This window comes from Pseudomonas sp. AS2.8, assembly GCF_014190935.1.
Lineage (GTDB): Bacteria > Pseudomonadota > Gammaproteobacteria > Pseudomonadales > Pseudomonadaceae > Chryseomonas.
Map to the genome: position 1 here is coordinate 280,805 of NZ_JACHVV010000005.1, position 18,068 is coordinate 298,872.

The window sequence follows — 18,068 nt, forward strand, 5'->3', positions numbered from 1 at the left end:
ATGGCCCAGAAGACCGCCAACCAACTGCGCATCATCGGTGGCGACTGGCGCAGCCGGCGCTTCGTCTTTCCCGATGCCCTGGGCCTGAGACCCACCCCGGACCGGGTCCGCGAGACCCTGTTCAACTGGCTGGCCGCCGTCACCCCGGGCGCGCGGGTGCTGGATCCCTTCGCCGGCAGCGGCGCCCTGCTGCTGGAAGCCCTCTCCCGCGGCGCCGGCCAGGCGCTGGCCTTCGACCTCAATGCCCAGGCCGCCAGTGCCCTGCGCGGCCATCTGCAGGCCCTCGGCTGCGCCCACGCCGAGGTGCGCCAGACCGACGCCCTGCAGGCGCTGGCCAAGCCGGCGGAGACGCCCTTCGACCTGGTGTTTCTCGATCCGCCCTTTGGCAAGGACCTGCTGGAGCCGGCCTGCGCGGCCCTGGAAACCCAGGGCTGGCTGGCCGCGGACGCCTGGATCTACACCGAGAGCGAGACCCAGCCCTCGCGCCTGACCCTGCCCGCGACCTGGCAGCTGCACCGCGAGAAGAAGACCGGCAACGTCCACTACGCCCTCTGGCACCGCCAGGCGTGAACGGCGCACCCTTTCGCCCGGCGCGCTGGCTGCCCGGCCCGCACCTGCAGACCCTCTGGGGCTCGCTGTGGCGCCGCCTGCCGCCCATCACCCGGCCGCGGGAACGGCTATGGCTGGAGGATGGCGACTTCCTCGATCTGGACTGGTACCACGCCGAGGATCCGCGGGCGCCGCTGGTGCTGATCGCCCACGGCCTGACCGGTAGCTCCGGCTCCCACTATGTGCTCGGCCTGCAATTCGCCCTCGCCGCCCGCGGCTGGGCCAGCGTCGGCCTCAACTGGCGCGGCTGCTCCGGCGAGCCCAACCGCCTGCCGCGCGGCTATCACTCCGGCGTCAGCGAAGACCTGGCGGCGGTGGTGCGCCATCTGCAGGCCAGTCGTCCGGAGGCGCCGCTGTATGCGGTGGGCTTTTCCCTCGGTGGCAACGTGCTGCTCAAGTATCTGGGCGAGCGCGGCCAGGACAGCGGCCTGCGCGCCGCGGCGGCGGTCTCGGTGCCCTTTCGCCTGGACCTCTGCGCCGATCGCATCGGCCTCGGCTTCTCGCGCATCTACCAGCGGCACTTCATCCGCGAACTGGCGCGCTACGTGCGCGACAAGCAGGCGCTGTTCGACCGCGAGCGCCATCCCGAGCAGCACGAGATCCTCGCGCGCCTGGGGCCGCCCGAGGGGCTCAAGACCTTCTGGGACTTCGACGACCGCTACACCGCGCCCCTGCACGGCTTTCGCGACGCCCGCGACTATTACCGCCAGGCCTCCAGCCGCTACTACCTGGGCGGTATCCGCATCCCCACCCTGTTGATCCAGGCCGAGGACGACCCCTTCATCGGCACCGACGCCCTACCCGCCCGCGCCGAACTGGCGCCCGACACCCTGTTCGAGCGCCTGCCCCATGGCGGCCATGTCGGCTTCGTCGGCGGTTCCTTTGGCGATCCGGACTACTATCTGGAAAGACGCATCCCCGACTGGCTGGTCAGCCAGCGGGCAGCGCCATCCGGCCGATAAACGCCCACGGGTCGGCGATCCCGGCGGCTGTCGCCTTGGCCTCACTCCGCCCCTGAGCTACCATCCAAGCCCCAACAGCTTCGCCCCCAGGACAGCGTCATGAACCGAGTGCTATACCCCGGCACCTTCGACCCCATCACCAAGGGCCATGGCGATCTGGTGGAGCGCGCCTCGCGGCTGTTCGACGAAGTCGTGGTGGCGGTGGCGGCCAGCCCCAAGAAGAATCCGCTGTTTCCGCTGGAGCGCCGCGTCGAGCTGGCCAAGGCGGTGACCGCGCACCTGCCCAACGTCGAGGTGATCGGCTTCAGCTGCCTGCTGGCCACCCTGGTGGAGCAGCAGAAGGCGACCATCATCCTGCGCGGCCTGCGCGCGGTGTCGGATTTCGAATTCGAATTCCAGCTGGCCAACATGAACCGGGTGCTCGCGCCCCAGGCGGAAAGCATGTTCCTGACCCCGTCGGAACACTATTCCTACCTGTCTTCCACCCTGGTGCGGGAGATCGCGGCGCTCGGCGGTGACGTGACCAAGTTCGTCCATCCCACCGTGCATCAGGCGCTGCTGGAGCGTTTTGCCCCGGCCAGCTGATTAACCCCAAGGACTGTCGGGTGCAGCCGGCGCGCGGATGGGGCAAAATGCGCGCCTGACTTTTGAGTCGCCGCGCGTTCGCGCGGCGTGGAGCCGACGATGTCCCTCATCATTACCGACGATTGCATCAACTGCGACGTGTGCGAGCCCGAGTGCCCGAACGGCGCCATCTCCCAGGGTGCGGAGATCTATGTGATCGATCCGAACCTGTGCACCGAGTGCGTGGGCCACTACGACGAACCCCAGTGCCAGCAGGTCTGCCCGGTGGACTGCATCCCCCTTGACGAGAACCATGTCGAGACCAAGGAGCAGCTGCACGACAAGTATCTGAAGATCAGCGGCCAGGCTTGAGCGACCTGGCCTGGCACCAGGGCCTATTCGGTACGCCCGTACCCGCTCTGGGTGCAGCCCAGGCAGCGCACGAAGGCCGCCTTGCCCGGCTCGACCACCAGGGCCTTGCCGGCCTTGCCGACGTTTCCGCCGGCGGCGGTGAACGGCAGACTGACCACGAAAGCGCCCGCCCCGATCACGGTAGCGGCGATCAGCAGCGGCCGCGCGATCAGCAGATCGCCGATCATGGAAAAGGCGGCGGGAGCCTGGGCTTCACCGAACGCCTGGTCGGCGGTCTGATATTCGGTGACGTCACCCTGGGCCTGCTGCGCCTGCGCCGGCAAGACCTGCATCGTCAGGGCCAGCGCCAGCACGGCAGCCAGGCTACGGAACGGATTCATACGGCTGATCCCTTGCGCGATTGTGATGGTGGTCCCTGAACTATAACAGGCCGCCCGCACTTGTCATGCGGGCGGTCCCCAGACGTCATTCGGCGCGGACGACCGGCTGCGGCGCGCGGCGATGAGCATAGACCATCAGCGCGATACCGCCGAGCACCATGGGCACGCAGAGCACCTGCCCCATGGTCAGCCAACCCCAGGCCAGATAGCCGAGCTGGGCGTCGGGTACCCGGACGAATTCGACGATGAAGCGGAAGATGCCGTAGCAGAGCACGAACAGGCCGGACACGGCCATGGTCGGCCGCGGCTTGCGCGAGTACAGCCAGAGAATGACGAACAGCGCCACGCCCTCCAGGGCGAACTGGTAGAGCTGCGACGGATGGCGCGGCAACTGGGCCGGATCGCTGTAGGGCGGGAAGATCATCGCCCAGGGCACATCGGTGGGCTTGCCCCAGAGTTCGGCGTTGATGAAGTTGCCGATGCGGCCGGCACCGAGGCCGATGGGGACCAGCGGGGCGATGAAGTCCATCAGCTCGAAGAAGCCCTTGTTGTGGCGCTTGCCGAACCACCAGACCGCCAGGATCACCCCGAGCAGGCCGCCGTGGAAGGACATGCCGCCCTTCCAGACCTCGAAGATCAGCGTCGGATTGGCGATGTATTCCGCCAGGTTGTAGAACAGCACGTAGCCGAGTCGCCCACCGGCGATGACCCCCAGCGCCACCCAGAACACCAGGTCGGACAGGGTCTCGCTGGTCCAGCGCGGATCGAAGCGATTGAGTCGCCGCTTGGCCAGCCACCAGGCGCCGCCGATCCCCACCAGGTACATGAGGCCGTACCAGTGGATCTTCAGCGGCCCCAGCGACAGGGCCACCGGGTCTATTTGCGGATACGGCAGCATGGTGCCTCCTTGAAAGGGATCAGAGTAAGAAGTTGAGACCGACGCCGAACAGCAGCAGGGCGAACAGGCGCTTGAGCAGCCGGGGCGACAGGCGATGGGCCAGTCGCGCACCGAAACGGGCTGAGAACATGCTGGTCAGGGCGATGCCCAGCAAGGCCGGCAGATAGACATAGCCCAGACTCCAGGCGGGCAGACCCGGCTGGTGCCAGCCGACCAGGATGAAGGACAGCGCCCCGGACAGGGCGATGGGCAGGCCACAGGCCGCCGAGGTGGCCACCGCCTGCTGCATCGACAGGCTGCGCCAGACCAGGAAGGGTACGGTGAGCGAGCCGCCGCCGATGCCGAAGATCGCCGAGGCCCAGCCGATCACTACCCCCGCCACCGTCAGCGCCGGCTTGCCGGGCTCGCCGGCCTGGCGCCTGGGGCGCAGGTCCAGCGCCAGCTGCAGGGCGATGAGAATGGCGAAGGTGCCGATGATCTTCTGCAGCAGCGGGCCGTGGATGGCGGCGGCGGTCAGGGCGCCCAGGGCACTGCCGAAGACGATGCCCAGGGCCATCCAGGCGAACAGCCGCCAGCGCACGGCGCCGAGTCGATGGTGGGCCCAGACGGAATTCAGCGAGGTGAAGACGATGGTGGCCAGCGAGGTGCCCACCGCCAGGTGGGTGAGGATGTCCGGATCGAGGCCCTTGGCGGTAAAGCTGTAGACCAGCACCGGCACGATGATCAGGCCACCGCCGACCCCGAACAGACCGGCCAGCAGCCCGGCGCAGGCGCCGAGCACCAGGAAGAGCAAGAGATCCATCATCACCTCGGGCGCAAGAGGCGGCATGGTACGCCGCTACCTGTCAGGCGGGAAGCAGCCTTCCCGCCTGACACGCTCAGCTCTGGACGCTGGCTGCCGGGTTGATCACCCGGCCCAGTCCGAGATTGCGCAAGGCCAGGTGCAGGGCGCTGTGGATGACCTGGGGATTGTCGATCTGGCGCATCTGCTGCACCAGCTCGCGGGCCTTTTCCAGGGTGACCTGGCGCAGCAGCCACTTCACCTTGGGCAGGTTGGTGGCGTTCATCGACAGGGTATCGAAGCCCATGCCCATGAGCAGCACCGCCGCCGCCGGATCGCCGGCCATCTCGCCGCAGATGCTCACCGGCACCCCTTCGGCATGGGCGCCGTCCACCACCTGCTGCAGCGCCTGCAGCACCGCCGGGTGGAAGTAGTCGTAGAGATCGGCCACCCGCGGGTTGTTGCGATCCACCGCCAGCAGGTACTGGGTCAGGTCGTTGGAACCCACCGAGATGAAGTCCACCTGGCGCGCCAGGTCGCGGGCCTGGTAGACCGCCGAGGGCACCTCGACCATGACGCCCACTGGCGGCATGGGGATGTCGACGCCTTCGTCACGCACCTCGCACCAGGCACGGTGCAACAGGTGCTGGGACTCCTCCACCTCGTGCACGCCGGAAATCATCGGCAGCATGATGCGCAGGTTGTTCAGGCCCTCGCTGGCCTTGAGCATGGCGCGGGTCTGCACCAGGAAGATTTCCGGATGGTCCAGGGTGACGCGGATCCCGCGCCAGCCGAGGAAGGGGTTGTCTTCCTTGATCGGGAAATAGGACAGCGCCTTGTCCCCGCCAACGTCCAGGGTGCGCATGGTCACCGGCGCCGGATGGAAGGCGGCCAGTTGCTCGCGATAGATAGAGAGCTGTTCCTTCTCGCTGGGAAAGCGCTCGTTGACCATGAAGGGCACTTCGGTGCGATACAGGCCGACGCCTTCGGCGCCGCGCTGCTGGGCACGCGCCACGTCGGCCATCAGGCCGGTGTTGACCCACAGCGGCATGCGGTGACCGTCGAGGGTCTCGCAGGGCAGGCTGCGCAGGGCGTCGAGGCCCTGGGTCAGCTGGCGCTCCTCTTCCACCACGTCGCCATACTGCTTGATCAGCGTCGGCGACGGATTGGTGAAGATCTCGCCGTGGTAGCCATCGACGATGAGGTCGATGCCGTCCACCTTGGAATACGGCAGGTCCACCGCGCCCATCACCGTGGGCACGCCCATGGCGCGCGCCAGGATGGCCACGTGGGAGTTGCCCGAGCCGAGCACCGAGATCAGGCCGACCAGACGCCCCTCGGGCACCTCGCCGAGCATGGCCGGCGAGAGTTCCTCGCTGACCAGGATGGTGTTTTCCGGATAGATCAGGCAGGCCTGGTGGGCCTGCTGCAGATAGGCCAGCAGTCGGCGACCGAGGTCGCGCACGTCGGCGGCGCGTTCGCGCAGATAGGCGTCGTCCATCAGCTCGAAGCGCTGGACGTGCTCCATCACCACCTGGCGCAGGGCGCCCTGGGCCCACTGGCCGCTCTTGATGATGGTGGTCACCTCGTTACCGAGGGCGGCGTCGTCGAGCATCATCAGGTAGACGTCGAACAGCGCCTGCTCTTCCTTGCGCAACTGGGTCGACAGCCGCTTGGACAGCGCCTTCATGTCCGCCCGCACACCTTCGATGGCGGTGCGGAACAACTGCAACTCGGCGTCGATGTCGGTCACGGTCTTGTCCGGGACCACTTCCAGGTCGGCCGGTGGCAGGACCACCACCGCCTTGCCGACGCCGACCCCGGGTGAACCGGGAATGCCGACGAAACGGGCCTCCTGAATACCCCTGCCCTGCCGATCCAGACCACGGATGGTCCCGGTGGCCTCGGCATGGGCGATCACCCCGGCGAGCTGGGCGCTCATGGTCACCAGGAAGGCCTCCTCGCCCTCGTCGAACTGGCGACGCTCCTTCTGCTGCACAACCAGCACGCCCATGACGCGCCGGTGGTGGATGATGGGCGCGCCGAGAAAGGAGGCATAGCGTTCTTCGCCGGTCTCGGCGAAGTAGCGAAAGCGCGGGTGACTGGCGGCGTCTTCGAGATTGAGCGGCTCTTCGCGGGTCCCGACCAGGCCGACCAGACCCTCGTTGGGCGCCATGCTGACGCGGCCGATGGACTTCTTGTTGAGGCCTTCGGTGGCCATCAGCACGAAACGGTTGGTGTCCGGATCCAGCAGATAGACGGAGCAGACCTGCGACTGCATGGCCGCGCGGACGCGCTGCACGATGATGGACAGTGCCGACCCCAGATCCTTGGCGGCATTGACCTCCTGGACGATCTTGCGCAGAACTGCAAGCATCTAGCGCCTCCGCAGCCGACGCCCGGCGGAGCCGCCGGCGTGCATCACGTGTCGTTCATCCTGCATGACCACAGCTTCTCCTCACCTCTTTCGCACCGGCCGTACCGGTAATCAGGCCAGCAAGCGGGGTGCCAACTCCTTGAGCGCCCGCCGATAGACCTCTCGCTTGAAGGTCACCACCTGGCCCAGCGGGTACCAGTAGCTTACCCAGCGCCAGCCATCGAATTCCGGCTTGCCCGTCACATCCATCCGCACCCGCTGCTCTTCCGCGGTCAGCCGCAGCAGAAACCACTTCTGCTTCTGGCCGATGCACAGCGGACGGCTGTGGGTGCGCACCATGCGCTGCGGCAGACGATAGCGCAACCAGCCCCGGGTACAGGCCAGGATGCGGACGTCATCGGGGCTCAGCCCCACCTCTTCGTTCAGCTCCCGGTACAGCGCCTCTTCGGGCGATTCCCGGTCATCTATCCCACCCTGGGGGAACTGCCAGGCATCCTGGTTGATGCGGCGAGCCCACAGTACTTGGCCGGCATCGTTGGCGAGAATGATGCCGACATTGGGGCGAAAACCATCAGCGTCGATCACGGCTGCCACCCTTGAAAAATGTCGTTGCCCGCATTGTTCCACAAAGCCCGACAGCCCAGCAATGCAAGCTCCGGACCGACTGGGGCGCGGCCGACCGGCGCAGGCTCCCGGCGGCTGCCGTGACCTGCAAAAGCCCGCATTATGGTGGTCGCTAGCTGAACGTCGGCTTAAGGGCCGGCAAACGTCGTGCTTCAGCGAAAATGCCGTTGCACGGCCATGTAGAGGGCCAGTGCCAGGCCGATCCAGCCGACCAGCCAGAAATAGTCGAGATAGCCCAGCACCTGGCTCTGGCGGGTGACCAGACTGGAGATCTGCGCTAGGGCGCTGTCGGCGCCGGTGGCTTGCCGATAGCGCTCGCCATAGGCCTGGTAATTCTGCGCATAGGGATTGATCACGGCGCTGAGCACCGAGGCGTGGAAGGCGTCGCGCCACTGCAGGAAGACGTTGGACAGCACGATGCCCATGGGCATGACCAGTTGCTGGGTCATGTTCTTGATCTGGTAGGCCTGGCTGAAATAGGCCGGCTCGACGCGCATGAAGGTGTACATGATGATCACCGCGAAGGTGCCGATCAGGTAGGTGCCATGCATCATCAGCCCCGGGACCAGTTGCTGGTAGAGGGGCACGTCGGCGTGCTGGCGCACCATCCAGAAGCCGTAGCCGGCCAGCAGCAGATAGCCCGCCACCAGGTACTTGCGAAAGCCGCCCCAGGGAAAGCGCTCGCGCAGCCGCACCGAGGTGATCATCAGCAGCGGGGCCAGACCGCACAGCCAGCCCAGCGCCATGACGCCGCCAGCGGTGTAGACCGGCAGTTGCAGGCCGTTGACCACGTACTGGGGGATGATGAAGTTGTAGGCGCCGAGCAGGAAGTAGTTGAGCATCATGAACAGCATGCCGGCGAGAAAGCCCGGGGTGATGGCGTGCTTGAAGTCCAGGGTCGGCCGCGCCAGGCCGCGCTCGTAGTAGACGTAGAGTCCGAGGATGGCCGTTCCCAGCAGCAGCTCCAGGGCCAGCCACAGCCCGTCGCTGAAGAAGTCGAAGGCCAGGCGCTGGGTGGTGGTGGTCAGCAGCAGGCTGCCCACCGCCAGCAGCACCATGGACAGCAGCGACGGCGCCCCGGAATTCTGCAGCGGATGGGAGCGCCGCGGTAGCGACAGCCAGACGCATACCGCCACCAGCGCGCAGGCCAGCGCCGGCACCATGAAGATGGCGCGCCACTGGTGGCCTTCCAGCAATTCCGCGGTGGTGAAGGAGGCCAGCGCACCACCCAGGGGCACGCCCGAGGCGAAGGCGCGGATCCCGGTCGGCAACTGGGGGCCGGAGAAATACATCTGCACCAGCACCCGCGCCCCGGCAAAGAAGGTGGCGGCGCCGGCGCCCATCAGCGCCCGCCCGACGATGAAGGTCGGCAGATCGGTGGCCACCAGGCAGCACACCTGGCCGACCAGGTGGATGCCGACGGCGGCGAAGATCAGGTTGCGATAGCCCAGGCGCTGGGCGAACCACTGGTGCGGGGCACTGGTGACGATGACCGCGGCGCTGTAGCAGGCAGTGGCCAGGGTATAGCTGCGCTGGTCGATACCCAGGCCGCCGTAGACATAGCGGTTGGCCAGGGCGATCGACAGGTTGTCGAGAAAGTACACCAGCACCATCAGGGTGATGCTCAGCAGCAACAGGCCGCGGTGATGAGGGCGATCGGTATCGTCGGCGTACATGAAGACCCAGGCTGGCACTAAGGGGGCCAGTCGTGGACCCTGCGTCCGGGGCGGGGTTCAGAGACCGCGTTGTCGCAGTCTTCCCCAGGTGATGCGCATCGCGTCCCGGATCAGCCGGGTAGCAGGGCGCGGACGTCGGCCAGGAGTTCGTCCGGCACCTCCAGCCAGCCCCGGGTGGTATTAAGCGCTCGCGCCTGGTAGCAGCGTTGCGACGGCAGGCGGGCGCCCTGGGCCTCGATGCCGGCGAACAGCTGCTCGGCGCGCTGCTGGTAGTCGGCCACCGCGGCGCCGAGAAAGCGCTGGGGATCGAAGGCCAGGATGAGTTCGCCGTGATAGGGCAGCCCACCCGCGCCGGCGTCGACCACGGAAGACTCCGGACTGGTGAGATCGCCGATCAGCGGGCCGGCGAGCAATTCGATCATGGCCGACAGCGCCGAGCCCTTGTGGCCGCCAAAGGTGAGCATGGCGCCCTCCTCCAGCACGGTGCGGGCATCGCGACTGGGAGCACCCTCGGCGTCCACGCCCCAGCCCTCGGGCAGGGCCTTGCCGGCGCGACGATGCAATTCGATCTCGCCGCGAGCCACGGCGCTGGTGGCGAAATCGAAGACGAAGGGCGGACCCTCGGGTCGCGGCCAGCCGAAGGCGATGGGATTGGTCCCGAACAGGGGACGCCGACCGCCGGCTGGGGCGACATAGGCCTGGGTCGGATTGCAGGCCAGGGCCACCAGCCCCCTGGCGGTGAGGGCTTCCATCTCCACCCAGAGCGCCGAGAAGTGCACGCAGTTGTTGATCGCCAGGGCCGCCAGACCGCAGGCACGGGCCTTGGCTTCCAGCAACGGCAGGCCCGTGTGAAAGGCCAGCGGGGAGAAGCCGCCGCCGGCATCGACCCGGACGATGGCCGGGGCCACGTCTTCCACCGTCGGCTCGGCAGCGGGCACCACCTTGCCGGCCTTGAGCGTCTTGACGATGCCCAGCAGCCGATAGATGCCGTGGGAGGCGCAGTCGTCGCGCTGGCCGGCGACCATCATGGCGGCGATGGCCGCGCCCTGCGGCTGGCTGAAACCTTGGGCCGCGAGCACCTCTTCGGCCAGGTGCTGCAGCTCTTCCGGGGTCATCTGGGCCATGGCGGCGCTCCGTCGGGAAAACCCGACTATGCCGCAACCGGCCACGACCCGCTCGCTCGACTTGGGACCGGCCATGCCGATCCCGGCACAGTCAGCCCTGGTGGTAGCGCCCCGACAACTCGTGGACGGCTTCGATGAAGGCGCCGGCATGGGCCGGATCCACCTCGGGGGTGATGCCGTGGCCCAGGTTGAAGACGTGGCCGCTGCCCTGGCCATAGCTTTCCAGGATACGCCCCACCTCGGCGCGGATGGCCGCCGGCTTGGCGTAGAGCACGCTGGGGTCCATGTTGCCCTGCAGGGCAACCTTGGCACCCACCCGGCGGCGCGCTTCGCCGATGTCGCAGGTCCAGTCCAGGCCCAGGGCCTCGGCACCGCTGTCGGCCAGGCTTTCCAGCCAGAGACCGCCATTCTTGGTGAAGAGGATCACCGGCACCCGCCGTCCCTCATGCTCGCGGATCAGCCCGGCGACGATCTTGCGCATGTAGGCCAGGGAAAATTCCTGGTACGCCGCGGCGGACAGGTTGCCGCCCCAGGTATCGAAGATCTGCACCGCCTGGGCGCCGGCGCGGATCTGGCCGTTGAGGTAGGCGGTGACCGCCTGGGCCAGCTTGTCCAGCAGCAGGTGCAGGGCCTCGGGGGTGTCGTAGAGCATGGCCTTGGCCTTGCGGAAATCCTTGCTGGAGCCGCCTTCGATCATGTAGGTGGCCAGGGTCCAGGGGCTGCCGGAAAAGCCGATCAGGGGTACCCGACCGTCCAGCGCCGTGCGGATGGTGCGCACGGCGTCCATCACGTAGCCCAGGTCGGATTCGGCATCGGGGATCGGCAGCGCCTCGATGTCGGCCGGCGTATTGATGACCTTGCGAAAGCGCGGCCCCTCGCCGGTCTCGAAATAGAGGCCCTGACCCATGGCATCGGGGATGGTGAGGATGTCGGAAAAGAGGATGGCGGCATCCAGCGGATAGCGCTCCAGCGGCTGCAGGGTCACCTCGCAGGCGAATTGCGGGTTCTTGCACAGACTCATGAAGTCCCCGGCACGGGCCCGGCTGGCACGGTACTCGGGCAGATAGCGCCCGGCCTGGCGCATCATCCACACCGGGGTGACGTCCACCGGCTGCTTGAGCAGGGCACGCAGGAAACGGTCGTTCTTCAGGGCAGTCATGGCGACATCCGGCAGCAAAAGTGCCGGCATTGTCGCAAAGCGGCTGGCAAAAGGCACGGCAGGGGGTCGTGCCTTTTATCTATCGGGGCGATGGAGCGCCCTCGATGACGGCGTTCATCGCCGCCGGCACGACACGCGTGGAAAACGCTGCGGTTTTCCACCCTACGAGTCCAGCATATGGCGCTCCGCCGATGCGGCCGTGCTCGCGAGTCCAGATTCAATGGGCCGCTCCTACGGGCCGCCGTAGGTTGGGTTGAGCGCAGCGAAGCCCAACATCGCCTCGGGGCCGGCACTGTTGGGCTTCGACGATAGAGCCGTCTCGACCCAACCTACGTATTGCCGCCCTGGCTGCGATAAGACAGTAGCTCCTACGAAAGCTTCGTTCCCCGCGGGAGTGGCCGCATCTGCGGGCCGCATGGGCGCGATAATCTTTCCGCCACAAGAAAGCCGACCGGCTTGCACCGGTCGGCTCTTGTCCAGCCGTCGAACGTTAGACGCCCAGGTAGTCGAGGATGCCCTCGGCGGCGTTGCGACCTTCGAAAATGGCGGTCACCACCAGGTCGGAGCCGCGCACCATGTCGCCACCGGCAAAGATCTTCGGATTGCTGGTCTGGTGCTTGAACTCGTGCAGCCCCGGCGCGACCACGCGCCCCTGGCTGTCGAGGTCGATGCCGAATTGCTCGAACCAGGGTGCCGGACTCGGGCGGAAACCGAAGGCGATCACCACCGCATCGGCCGGCAGGATCTCCTCGGAACCGGGAATCGGCTCGGGACTGCGGCGACCGCGGGCATCGGGCTCGCCCAGGCGGGTCTCCACCACCTTGACGCCTTCCACCCGGTCTTCGCCGATGATGGCGATGGGCTGGCGGTTGAAGAGGAACTTCACGCCCTCTTCCTTGGCGTTCTTCACTTCCTTGCGCGAGCCCGGCATGTTGGCGGCGTCGCGACGGTAGGCGCAGGTCACGCTCTTGGCGCCCTGGCGAATGGAGGTGCGGTTGCAGTCCATGGCGGTGTCACCACCCCCCAGGACAACCACGCGCTTGCCCTTCATGTCGACGAAGTCGGCCGCATCCTTTTCGAAGCCCAGGTTGCGATTGACGTTGGCCACCAGGAAATCCAGGGCGTCGTGCACCCCGGGCAGGTCTTCGCCGGGGAAGCCGCCCTTCATGTAGGTGTAGGTACCCATGCCCAGGAAGACCGCATCGAATTCCTCGAGCAACTGGTCCATGGTCACGTCCTTGCCCACCTCGGTGTTGAGGCGGAATTCCACGCCCATCCCGCCGAAGACCTCGCGGCGGCGGCTGAGCACGGTCTTTTCCAGCTTGAATTCGGGGATGCCGAAGGTCAGCAGGCCGCCGATCTCGGGGTGCTTGTCGAATACCACCGGGGTCACGCCGTTGCGTACCAGGATGTCGGCACAGCCCAGGCCGGCCGGACCGGCACCGATCACGGCGACACGCTTGCCGGTCGGCTTGACCTTGGACATGTCCGGGCGCCAGCCCATGGCGAAGGCGGTGTCGGTGATGTACTTCTCCACCGAACCGATGGTCACCGCGCCAAAGCCGTCATTGAGGGTACAGGCGCCCTCGCAGAGCCGATCCTGCGGGCAGACCCGGCCACAGACCTCGGGCAGGGTGTTGGTCTGGTGCGCCAGCTCCGCCGCCGCCAGGATGTTGCCTTCGGAGACCAGCTTGAGCCAGTTGGGAATGAAGTTGTGCACCGGGCACTTCCATTCGCAATAGGGATTGCCGCAACCCAGGCAGCGGTGCGCCTGCTCGGCGGCCTGCTGCGGCTTGAAGGGATCGTGGATCTCGACGAATTCCTTCTTGCGCTGGCGCAGCAGCTTCTTCTTTGGATCCTTGCGACCGACCTCGATGAACTGGAAGTCGTTGTTCAGACGTTCAGCCATTTCCAAACCTCTTGAAGCGACGCCCCTTCAGCAGGGCGCCACGAGCTATCACGGTGAAACCGGCGCCCTGGGGCGCCGGCATCGAAGTCGTTATTCCGGACGGGCGCGGGTGCTGACCAGCAGCGACGCCAGGCTGGCGGCCTTGGGCTTCACCAGCCAGAACTTGCGCAGGTAGTCGTCCAGGTTTTCATGGAGATGGCTGCCCCAGGCACTGCCGGTCTCGCGCACGTATTCGGCCAGCACCCCTTCCAGGTGGCTGCGATAGGCTTCCATGGCCTCGCTGTTGATGCGCTGGATCTCCACCAGTTCGTGGTTGACCCGGTCATAGAAACCGTTGTCCAGGTCCAGCACATAGGCGAAGCCGCCGGTCATGCCCGAGCCGAAGTTGTAGCCGGTCTTGCCCAGCACGCAGACGAAGCCGCCGGTCATGTACTCGCAGCAGTGGTCGCCGGTGCCTTCCACCACGGTGTGGGCCCCGGAGTTGCGCACCCCGAAGCGCTCACCGGCGGTGCCGGCGGCGAACAGCTTGCCACCGGTGGCGCCATAGAGGCAGGTGTTGCCGATGATGGCCGATTCCTGGCTCTTGAAGCCTGCGCCCTGGGGCGGGGTGATGACCAGCTTGCCGCCGGTCATGCCCTTGCCCACGTAGTCGTTGGCATCGCCTTCCAGATACATATGCAGGCCGCCAGCGTTCCAGACGCCGAAGCTCTGGCCAGCGGTGCCCTTGAAGCGGAAGGTTAGCGGCGCCTTGACCATGCCCTGGTTGCCGTGACGCCGGGCGATCTCGCCGGAGACACGGGCACCGATGGAGCGGTCGCAGTTGCCGATGCTCAGGCTGAACTCACCGCCTTCGAGCTTTTCGATCCCTGGCAGCGACAGACGCACCATTTCCTCGGCCAGCAGGCCCTGGTCGAACGGCGGGTTCCTTTCCGCCTGGCAGTATTGCGGCTTCGCGGCCGGAATATGGTCGCTACCCAGCAGCGGGGTGAGGTCCAGGTGCTGCTGCTTGGCGGTCTCGCCCGGCAGGATTTCCAGCAGGTCGGTACGGCCGATCAGCTCGCCCAGGCTGCGCACGCCCAGCCTGGCCAGCCACTCGCGGGTTTCCTCGGCGATGAAGGTGAAGAAATTCATCACCATCTCCACCGTGCCGATGAAGTGTTCCTTGCGCAGCCGGTCGTTCTGGGTGGCGACGCCGGTGGCGCAGTTGTTCAGGTGGCAGATGCGCAGGTACTTGCAGCCCAGGGCGATCATCGGCGCGGTGCCGAAGCCGAAGCTCTCGGCGCCGAGGATGGCGGCCTTGATCACGTCCAGGCCGGTCTTCAGACCGCCGTCGGTCTGCACCCGCACCTTGCCGCGCAGGTCGTTGCCCCTCAGGGTCTGGTGCGCCTCGGCGAGGCCCAGTTCCCAGGGCGAGCCAGCGTACTTGATGGAGGTCACCGGCGAAGCGCCGGTACCGCCGTCGTAACCGGAGATGGTGATGAGGTCGGCATAGGCCTTGGCCACGCCAGCCGCTACCGTACCTACGCCGGGCTCGGACACCAGCTTGACCGATACCAGCGCCTTGGGGTTGACCTGCTTGAGGTCGAAGATCAGTTGCGACAGGTCTTCGATGGAATAGATGTCATGGTGCGGCGGCGGCGAGATCAGGGTCACGCCGGGTACCGCATAGCGCAGCTTGGCGATCAGGCCGTTGACCTTGCCGCCGGGCAGCTGGCCGCCCTCGCCCGGCTTGGCGCCCTGGGCCACCTTGATCTGCAGGACCTCGGCATTGACCAGGTACTCAGGGGTGACGCCGAAGCGGCCGGTGGCCACCTGCTTGATCTTGGAGCTCTTGATGGTGCCGTAGCGCGCCGGGTCCTCGCCACCCTCACCGGAGTTGGAGCGCCCGCCCAGGCGGTTCATGGCCTCGGCCAGGGCCTCGTGGGCCTCCGGCGAGAGCGCGCCCAGGGAGATGCCGGCGGCGTCGAAGCGGGTGAAGATGTTGGCCAGCGGCTCGATCTCGTCCAGGGCCAGGGGCTGGTCGCTGGTCTTGACCTTGAGCAGGTCGCGGATCATCGCCACCGGACGCTGGTCCACCAGCGCGGTGTATTCGCGGAACTTGGCGTAGTCGCCCTGTTGCACGGCAGCCTGCAGCAGATTGACCACGTCCGGGTTGTAGGCGTGATACTCGCCGCCATAGACGAACTTGAGCAGGCCACCCGGCTGGATCGGCTTGCGGTTGTTCCAGGCTTCGCCGGCCAGCAGCTTCTGCTCGGCTTCCAGGTCGACGAAGCGCGCGCCCTTGATGCGGCTGGTGACACCGGGGAAGCAGAGGTCGGTGACCTCGTCCGCCAGGCCCACGGCCTCGAACAGCTGGGCGCCGCGATAGGAGGCGACGGTGGAGATGCCCATCTTGGAGATCACCTTGAGCAGGCCCTTGGTGATGCCCTTGCGGTAGTACTTGAACACCTCGTAGAGGTCGCCCAGCACCTCGCCGGTGCGGATCAGATCGCCCAGCACCTCGTAGGCCAGGAACGGATAGACCGCGGTGGCACCGAAGCCCAGCAGCACGGCGAAGTGGTGCGGATCACGGGCGGTGGCGGTCTCCACCAGGATGTTGCTGCTGGTGCGCAGGCCCAGGTTGACCAGGTGGTGATGCACGGCGCCGGTGGCCAGCACCGCGTGTACCGGCAGCTTGCCCGGCTCGATGTGGCGGTCGGTCAGCACCAGCAACACCTTGCCGGCACGCACGGCCTCCTCGGCCTGCTCGACGATGTTGCGCAGCGCGGCCTCGAGACCCATGGACTCGGGATAGTTGAGGTCGATCTTGACATGCTCGAAGCCAGGCTTGGGCATGTTGAGGATGGTCCGCCACTTGGCCGGCGAGACCACCGGACTGCTCAGGATGGCGCGATCGGCGTGCTCGGCGGTTTCCTCGAAGACATTGCGCTCGGCGCCCAGGCAGGTCTCCAGGGACATGACGATGGACTCGCGCAGCGGGTCGATCGGCGGGTTGGTGACCTGGGCGAATTGCTGGCGGAAGTAGTCGTAGGGCGAACGGATGCGCCGCGACAGCACCGCCATGGGGGTGTCGTCGCCCATGGAGCCCACGGCTTCCTGGCCCTGCTCCCCCAGCGGCCGCAGCACCTGGTCACGCTCCTCGAAGGTGACCTGGAACATCTTCATGTACTGGCGCAGCTGATCCTGGTCGTAGAAGGCCGATCCGTGATCGTTGTCGTCCAGGGTCGCCTGGATGCGCATGGCATTCTTGCGCAGCCACTGCTTGTAGGGATGGCGCGCCTTGAGGCGATTGTCGATGTCGTCGGTCTGCAGGACCTCGCCGGTCTCGGTGTCCACGGCCAGGATCTGGCCCGGGCCGACCCGGCCCTTGGCGATGACGTCGTCGGGCTGGTAGTTCCAGACGCCGACTTCCGAAGCCAGGGTGATGTAACCGTTCTTGGTGGTCACCCAGCGCGCCGGGCGCAGGCCGTTGCGGTCGAGCAGGCAGACCGCGTAGCGGCCTTCGGTCAAGACCACGCCGGCCGGACCGTCCCAGGGCTCCATGTGCATGGAGTTGAATTCGTAGAAGGCGCGCAGATCGGCGTCCATGGTCTCGACGTTCTGCCAGGCCGGCGGAATGATCATGCGCACGGCGCGGAACAGATCCATGCCGCCGGTCACCAGCAGTTCCAGCATGTTGTCCATGCTGGAGGAGTCGGAACCGACGCGGTTGACCAGCGGACCGAGCTGGTCGAGATCCGGGATCAGCTCGTTGACGAACTTGGTCCGCCGCGCCTGGGCCCAGTTGCGGTTGCCGGTGATGGTGTTGATCTCGCCGTTGTGGGCGAGGTAGCGGAAGGGCTGCGCCAGCGGCCACTTCGGCAGGGTGTTGGTGGAGAAGCGCTGGTGGAACACGCAGATGGCGGTGGCCAGGCGCGGATCGCCGAGGTCCGGATAGAAGGCGGCGAGATCCGCCGGCATCATCAGGCCCTTGTAGACGATGACCCTGGACGACAGGCTGCAGATGTAGTGCTCGGCGTCCTCGGCATTGCGCACCGAGGAGCGGCGGCGCGCGGAGAACAGCTTGACCCCGAACTGCTGGTCGTCGAGACCCGGACCGGCGACGAACACCTGCTCTATGCGCGGCAGGCGGGCCAGGGCCAGCTCACCCAGCACCGAAGTGTCGATGGGCACCTTGCGCCAGCCGACCAGGGTCAGGCCGGCGGCCTCGATCTCCAGGTTCATGTTGGCACGGGCCCGTTCGGCACGGGTCTCGTCCTGGTTGAAGAACACCACGCCGGCGGCGTACTGCTCGGGCAATTCGGCGCCGAACTGCTCCTGGGCGATGGCGCGCAGGAAGGCGTCCGGCTTCTGCATGAGCAGACCGCAACCGTCACCGGTCTTGCCGTCCGCGTTGATACCGCCCCGGTGGGTCATGCAGGTCAGGGCTTCGATGGCCGTTTCCAGCAGGTCATGGCTGGGCTCGCCCTGCATATGGGCGATCAGGCCGAAGCCGCAGTTGTCCTTGAAGCTATCGGGATTGAACAGGCCTGCTTTCATAGCGCTCTCACCGGCAATCAGGTTATTGCGAAGGCATCACAAAACGGTCCGCTTATTTGAACTTTTTTCGGACAGTCAAAGGCTGACCAGTGTA

Annotated in this window: 14 protein-coding genes; 4 read left to right on the top strand and 10 right to left on the bottom strand. The window is 66.7% G+C overall.

Annotated features, from left to right (window positions below):
* From rsmD to FHR73_RS20325, 4 genes are all read left to right on the top strand, one after another.
* Positions 1-570: a 16S rRNA (guanine(966)-N(2))-methyltransferase RsmD gene (gene rsmD, locus FHR73_RS20310; RefSeq protein ID WP_183633676.1), complete on the top strand. Its 570-nt coding sequence runs from the start codon at positions 1-3 to the stop codon at positions 568-570.
* Positions 567-1,571, top strand: a complete 1,005-nt coding sequence (locus tag FHR73_RS20315) for a hydrolase (protein WP_183633678.1) — start codon at positions 567-569, stop codon at positions 1,569-1,571. The genes rsmD and FHR73_RS20315 overlap by 4 nt, the downstream gene beginning before the upstream one ends.
* Before the next feature lie 99 nt (positions 1,572-1,670).
* On the top strand, positions 1,671-2,156 hold the full coding sequence (gene coaD, locus FHR73_RS20320) for a pantetheine-phosphate adenylyltransferase (RefSeq protein ID WP_007161641.1): 486 nt from the start codon (positions 1,671-1,673) through the stop codon (positions 2,154-2,156).
* Between the two features lie 99 nt (positions 2,157-2,255).
* On the top strand, positions 2,256-2,507 hold the full coding sequence (locus FHR73_RS20325) for a YfhL family 4Fe-4S dicluster ferredoxin (RefSeq protein ID WP_007161640.1): 252 nt from the start codon (positions 2,256-2,258) through the stop codon (positions 2,505-2,507).
* Positions 2,508-2,530: 23 nt separating this feature from the next.
* Here FHR73_RS20325 and FHR73_RS20330 read toward each other — a convergent pair whose 3' ends face one another.
* The 10 genes from FHR73_RS20330 to gltB all read right to left on the bottom strand — a co-directional run bounded on the left by FHR73_RS20330 (position 2,531) and on the right by gltB (position 17,974).
* Positions 2,531-2,887, bottom strand: a complete 357-nt coding sequence (locus tag FHR73_RS20330; protein WP_183633680.1) for a multidrug transporter — start codon at positions 2,885-2,887, stop codon at positions 2,531-2,533.
* A gap of 85 nt (positions 2,888-2,972) precedes the next feature.
* A complete protein-coding gene (gene lgt, locus FHR73_RS20335; protein WP_017641011.1) occupies positions 2,973-3,785 on the bottom strand; it encodes a prolipoprotein diacylglyceryl transferase in 813 nt (270 codons plus the stop codon).
* A gap of 19 nt (positions 3,786-3,804) precedes the next feature.
* Positions 3,805-4,587: a sulfite exporter TauE/SafE family protein gene (locus FHR73_RS20340; RefSeq protein WP_183633841.1), complete on the bottom strand. Its 783-nt coding sequence runs from the start codon at positions 4,585-4,587 to the stop codon at positions 3,805-3,807.
* Positions 4,588-4,663: 76 nt separating this feature from the next.
* On the bottom strand, positions 4,664-6,943 hold the full coding sequence (gene ptsP, locus FHR73_RS20345) for a phosphoenolpyruvate--protein phosphotransferase (RefSeq protein ID WP_133861481.1): 2,280 nt from the start codon (positions 6,941-6,943) through the stop codon (positions 4,664-4,666).
* A gap of 111 nt (positions 6,944-7,054) precedes the next feature.
* On the bottom strand, positions 7,055-7,528 hold the full coding sequence (locus FHR73_RS20350; protein ID WP_183633682.1) for an RNA pyrophosphohydrolase: 474 nt from the start codon (positions 7,526-7,528) through the stop codon (positions 7,055-7,057).
* A gap of 191 nt (positions 7,529-7,719) precedes the next feature.
* Positions 7,720-9,243 (bottom strand): MFS transporter, encoded by a 1,524-nt coding sequence (locus tag FHR73_RS20355; RefSeq protein ID WP_183633684.1) that lies wholly within the window; start codon positions 9,241-9,243, stop codon positions 7,720-7,722.
* Between the two features lie 110 nt (positions 9,244-9,353).
* A complete protein-coding gene (locus tag FHR73_RS20360) occupies positions 9,354-10,367 on the bottom strand; it encodes an Ldh family oxidoreductase (protein WP_183633686.1) in 1,014 nt (337 codons plus the stop codon).
* 91 nt (positions 10,368-10,458) lie between these two features.
* Positions 10,459-11,526: a uroporphyrinogen decarboxylase gene (gene hemE, locus FHR73_RS20365; RefSeq protein ID WP_183633688.1), complete on the bottom strand. Its 1,068-nt coding sequence runs from the start codon at positions 11,524-11,526 to the stop codon at positions 10,459-10,461.
* A gap of 490 nt (positions 11,527-12,016) precedes the next feature.
* Entirely contained in the window at positions 12,017-13,435 is a 1,419-nt protein-coding gene (locus FHR73_RS20370) for an FAD-dependent oxidoreductase (RefSeq protein WP_183633689.1), read from the bottom strand.
* Between the two features lie 90 nt (positions 13,436-13,525).
* Positions 13,526-17,974, bottom strand: coding sequence for a glutamate synthase large subunit (gltB, locus tag FHR73_RS20375; RefSeq protein WP_183633691.1), 4,449 nt, complete (start codon positions 17,972-17,974; stop codon positions 13,526-13,528).
* Positions 17,975-18,068: the final 94 nt, after the last annotated feature.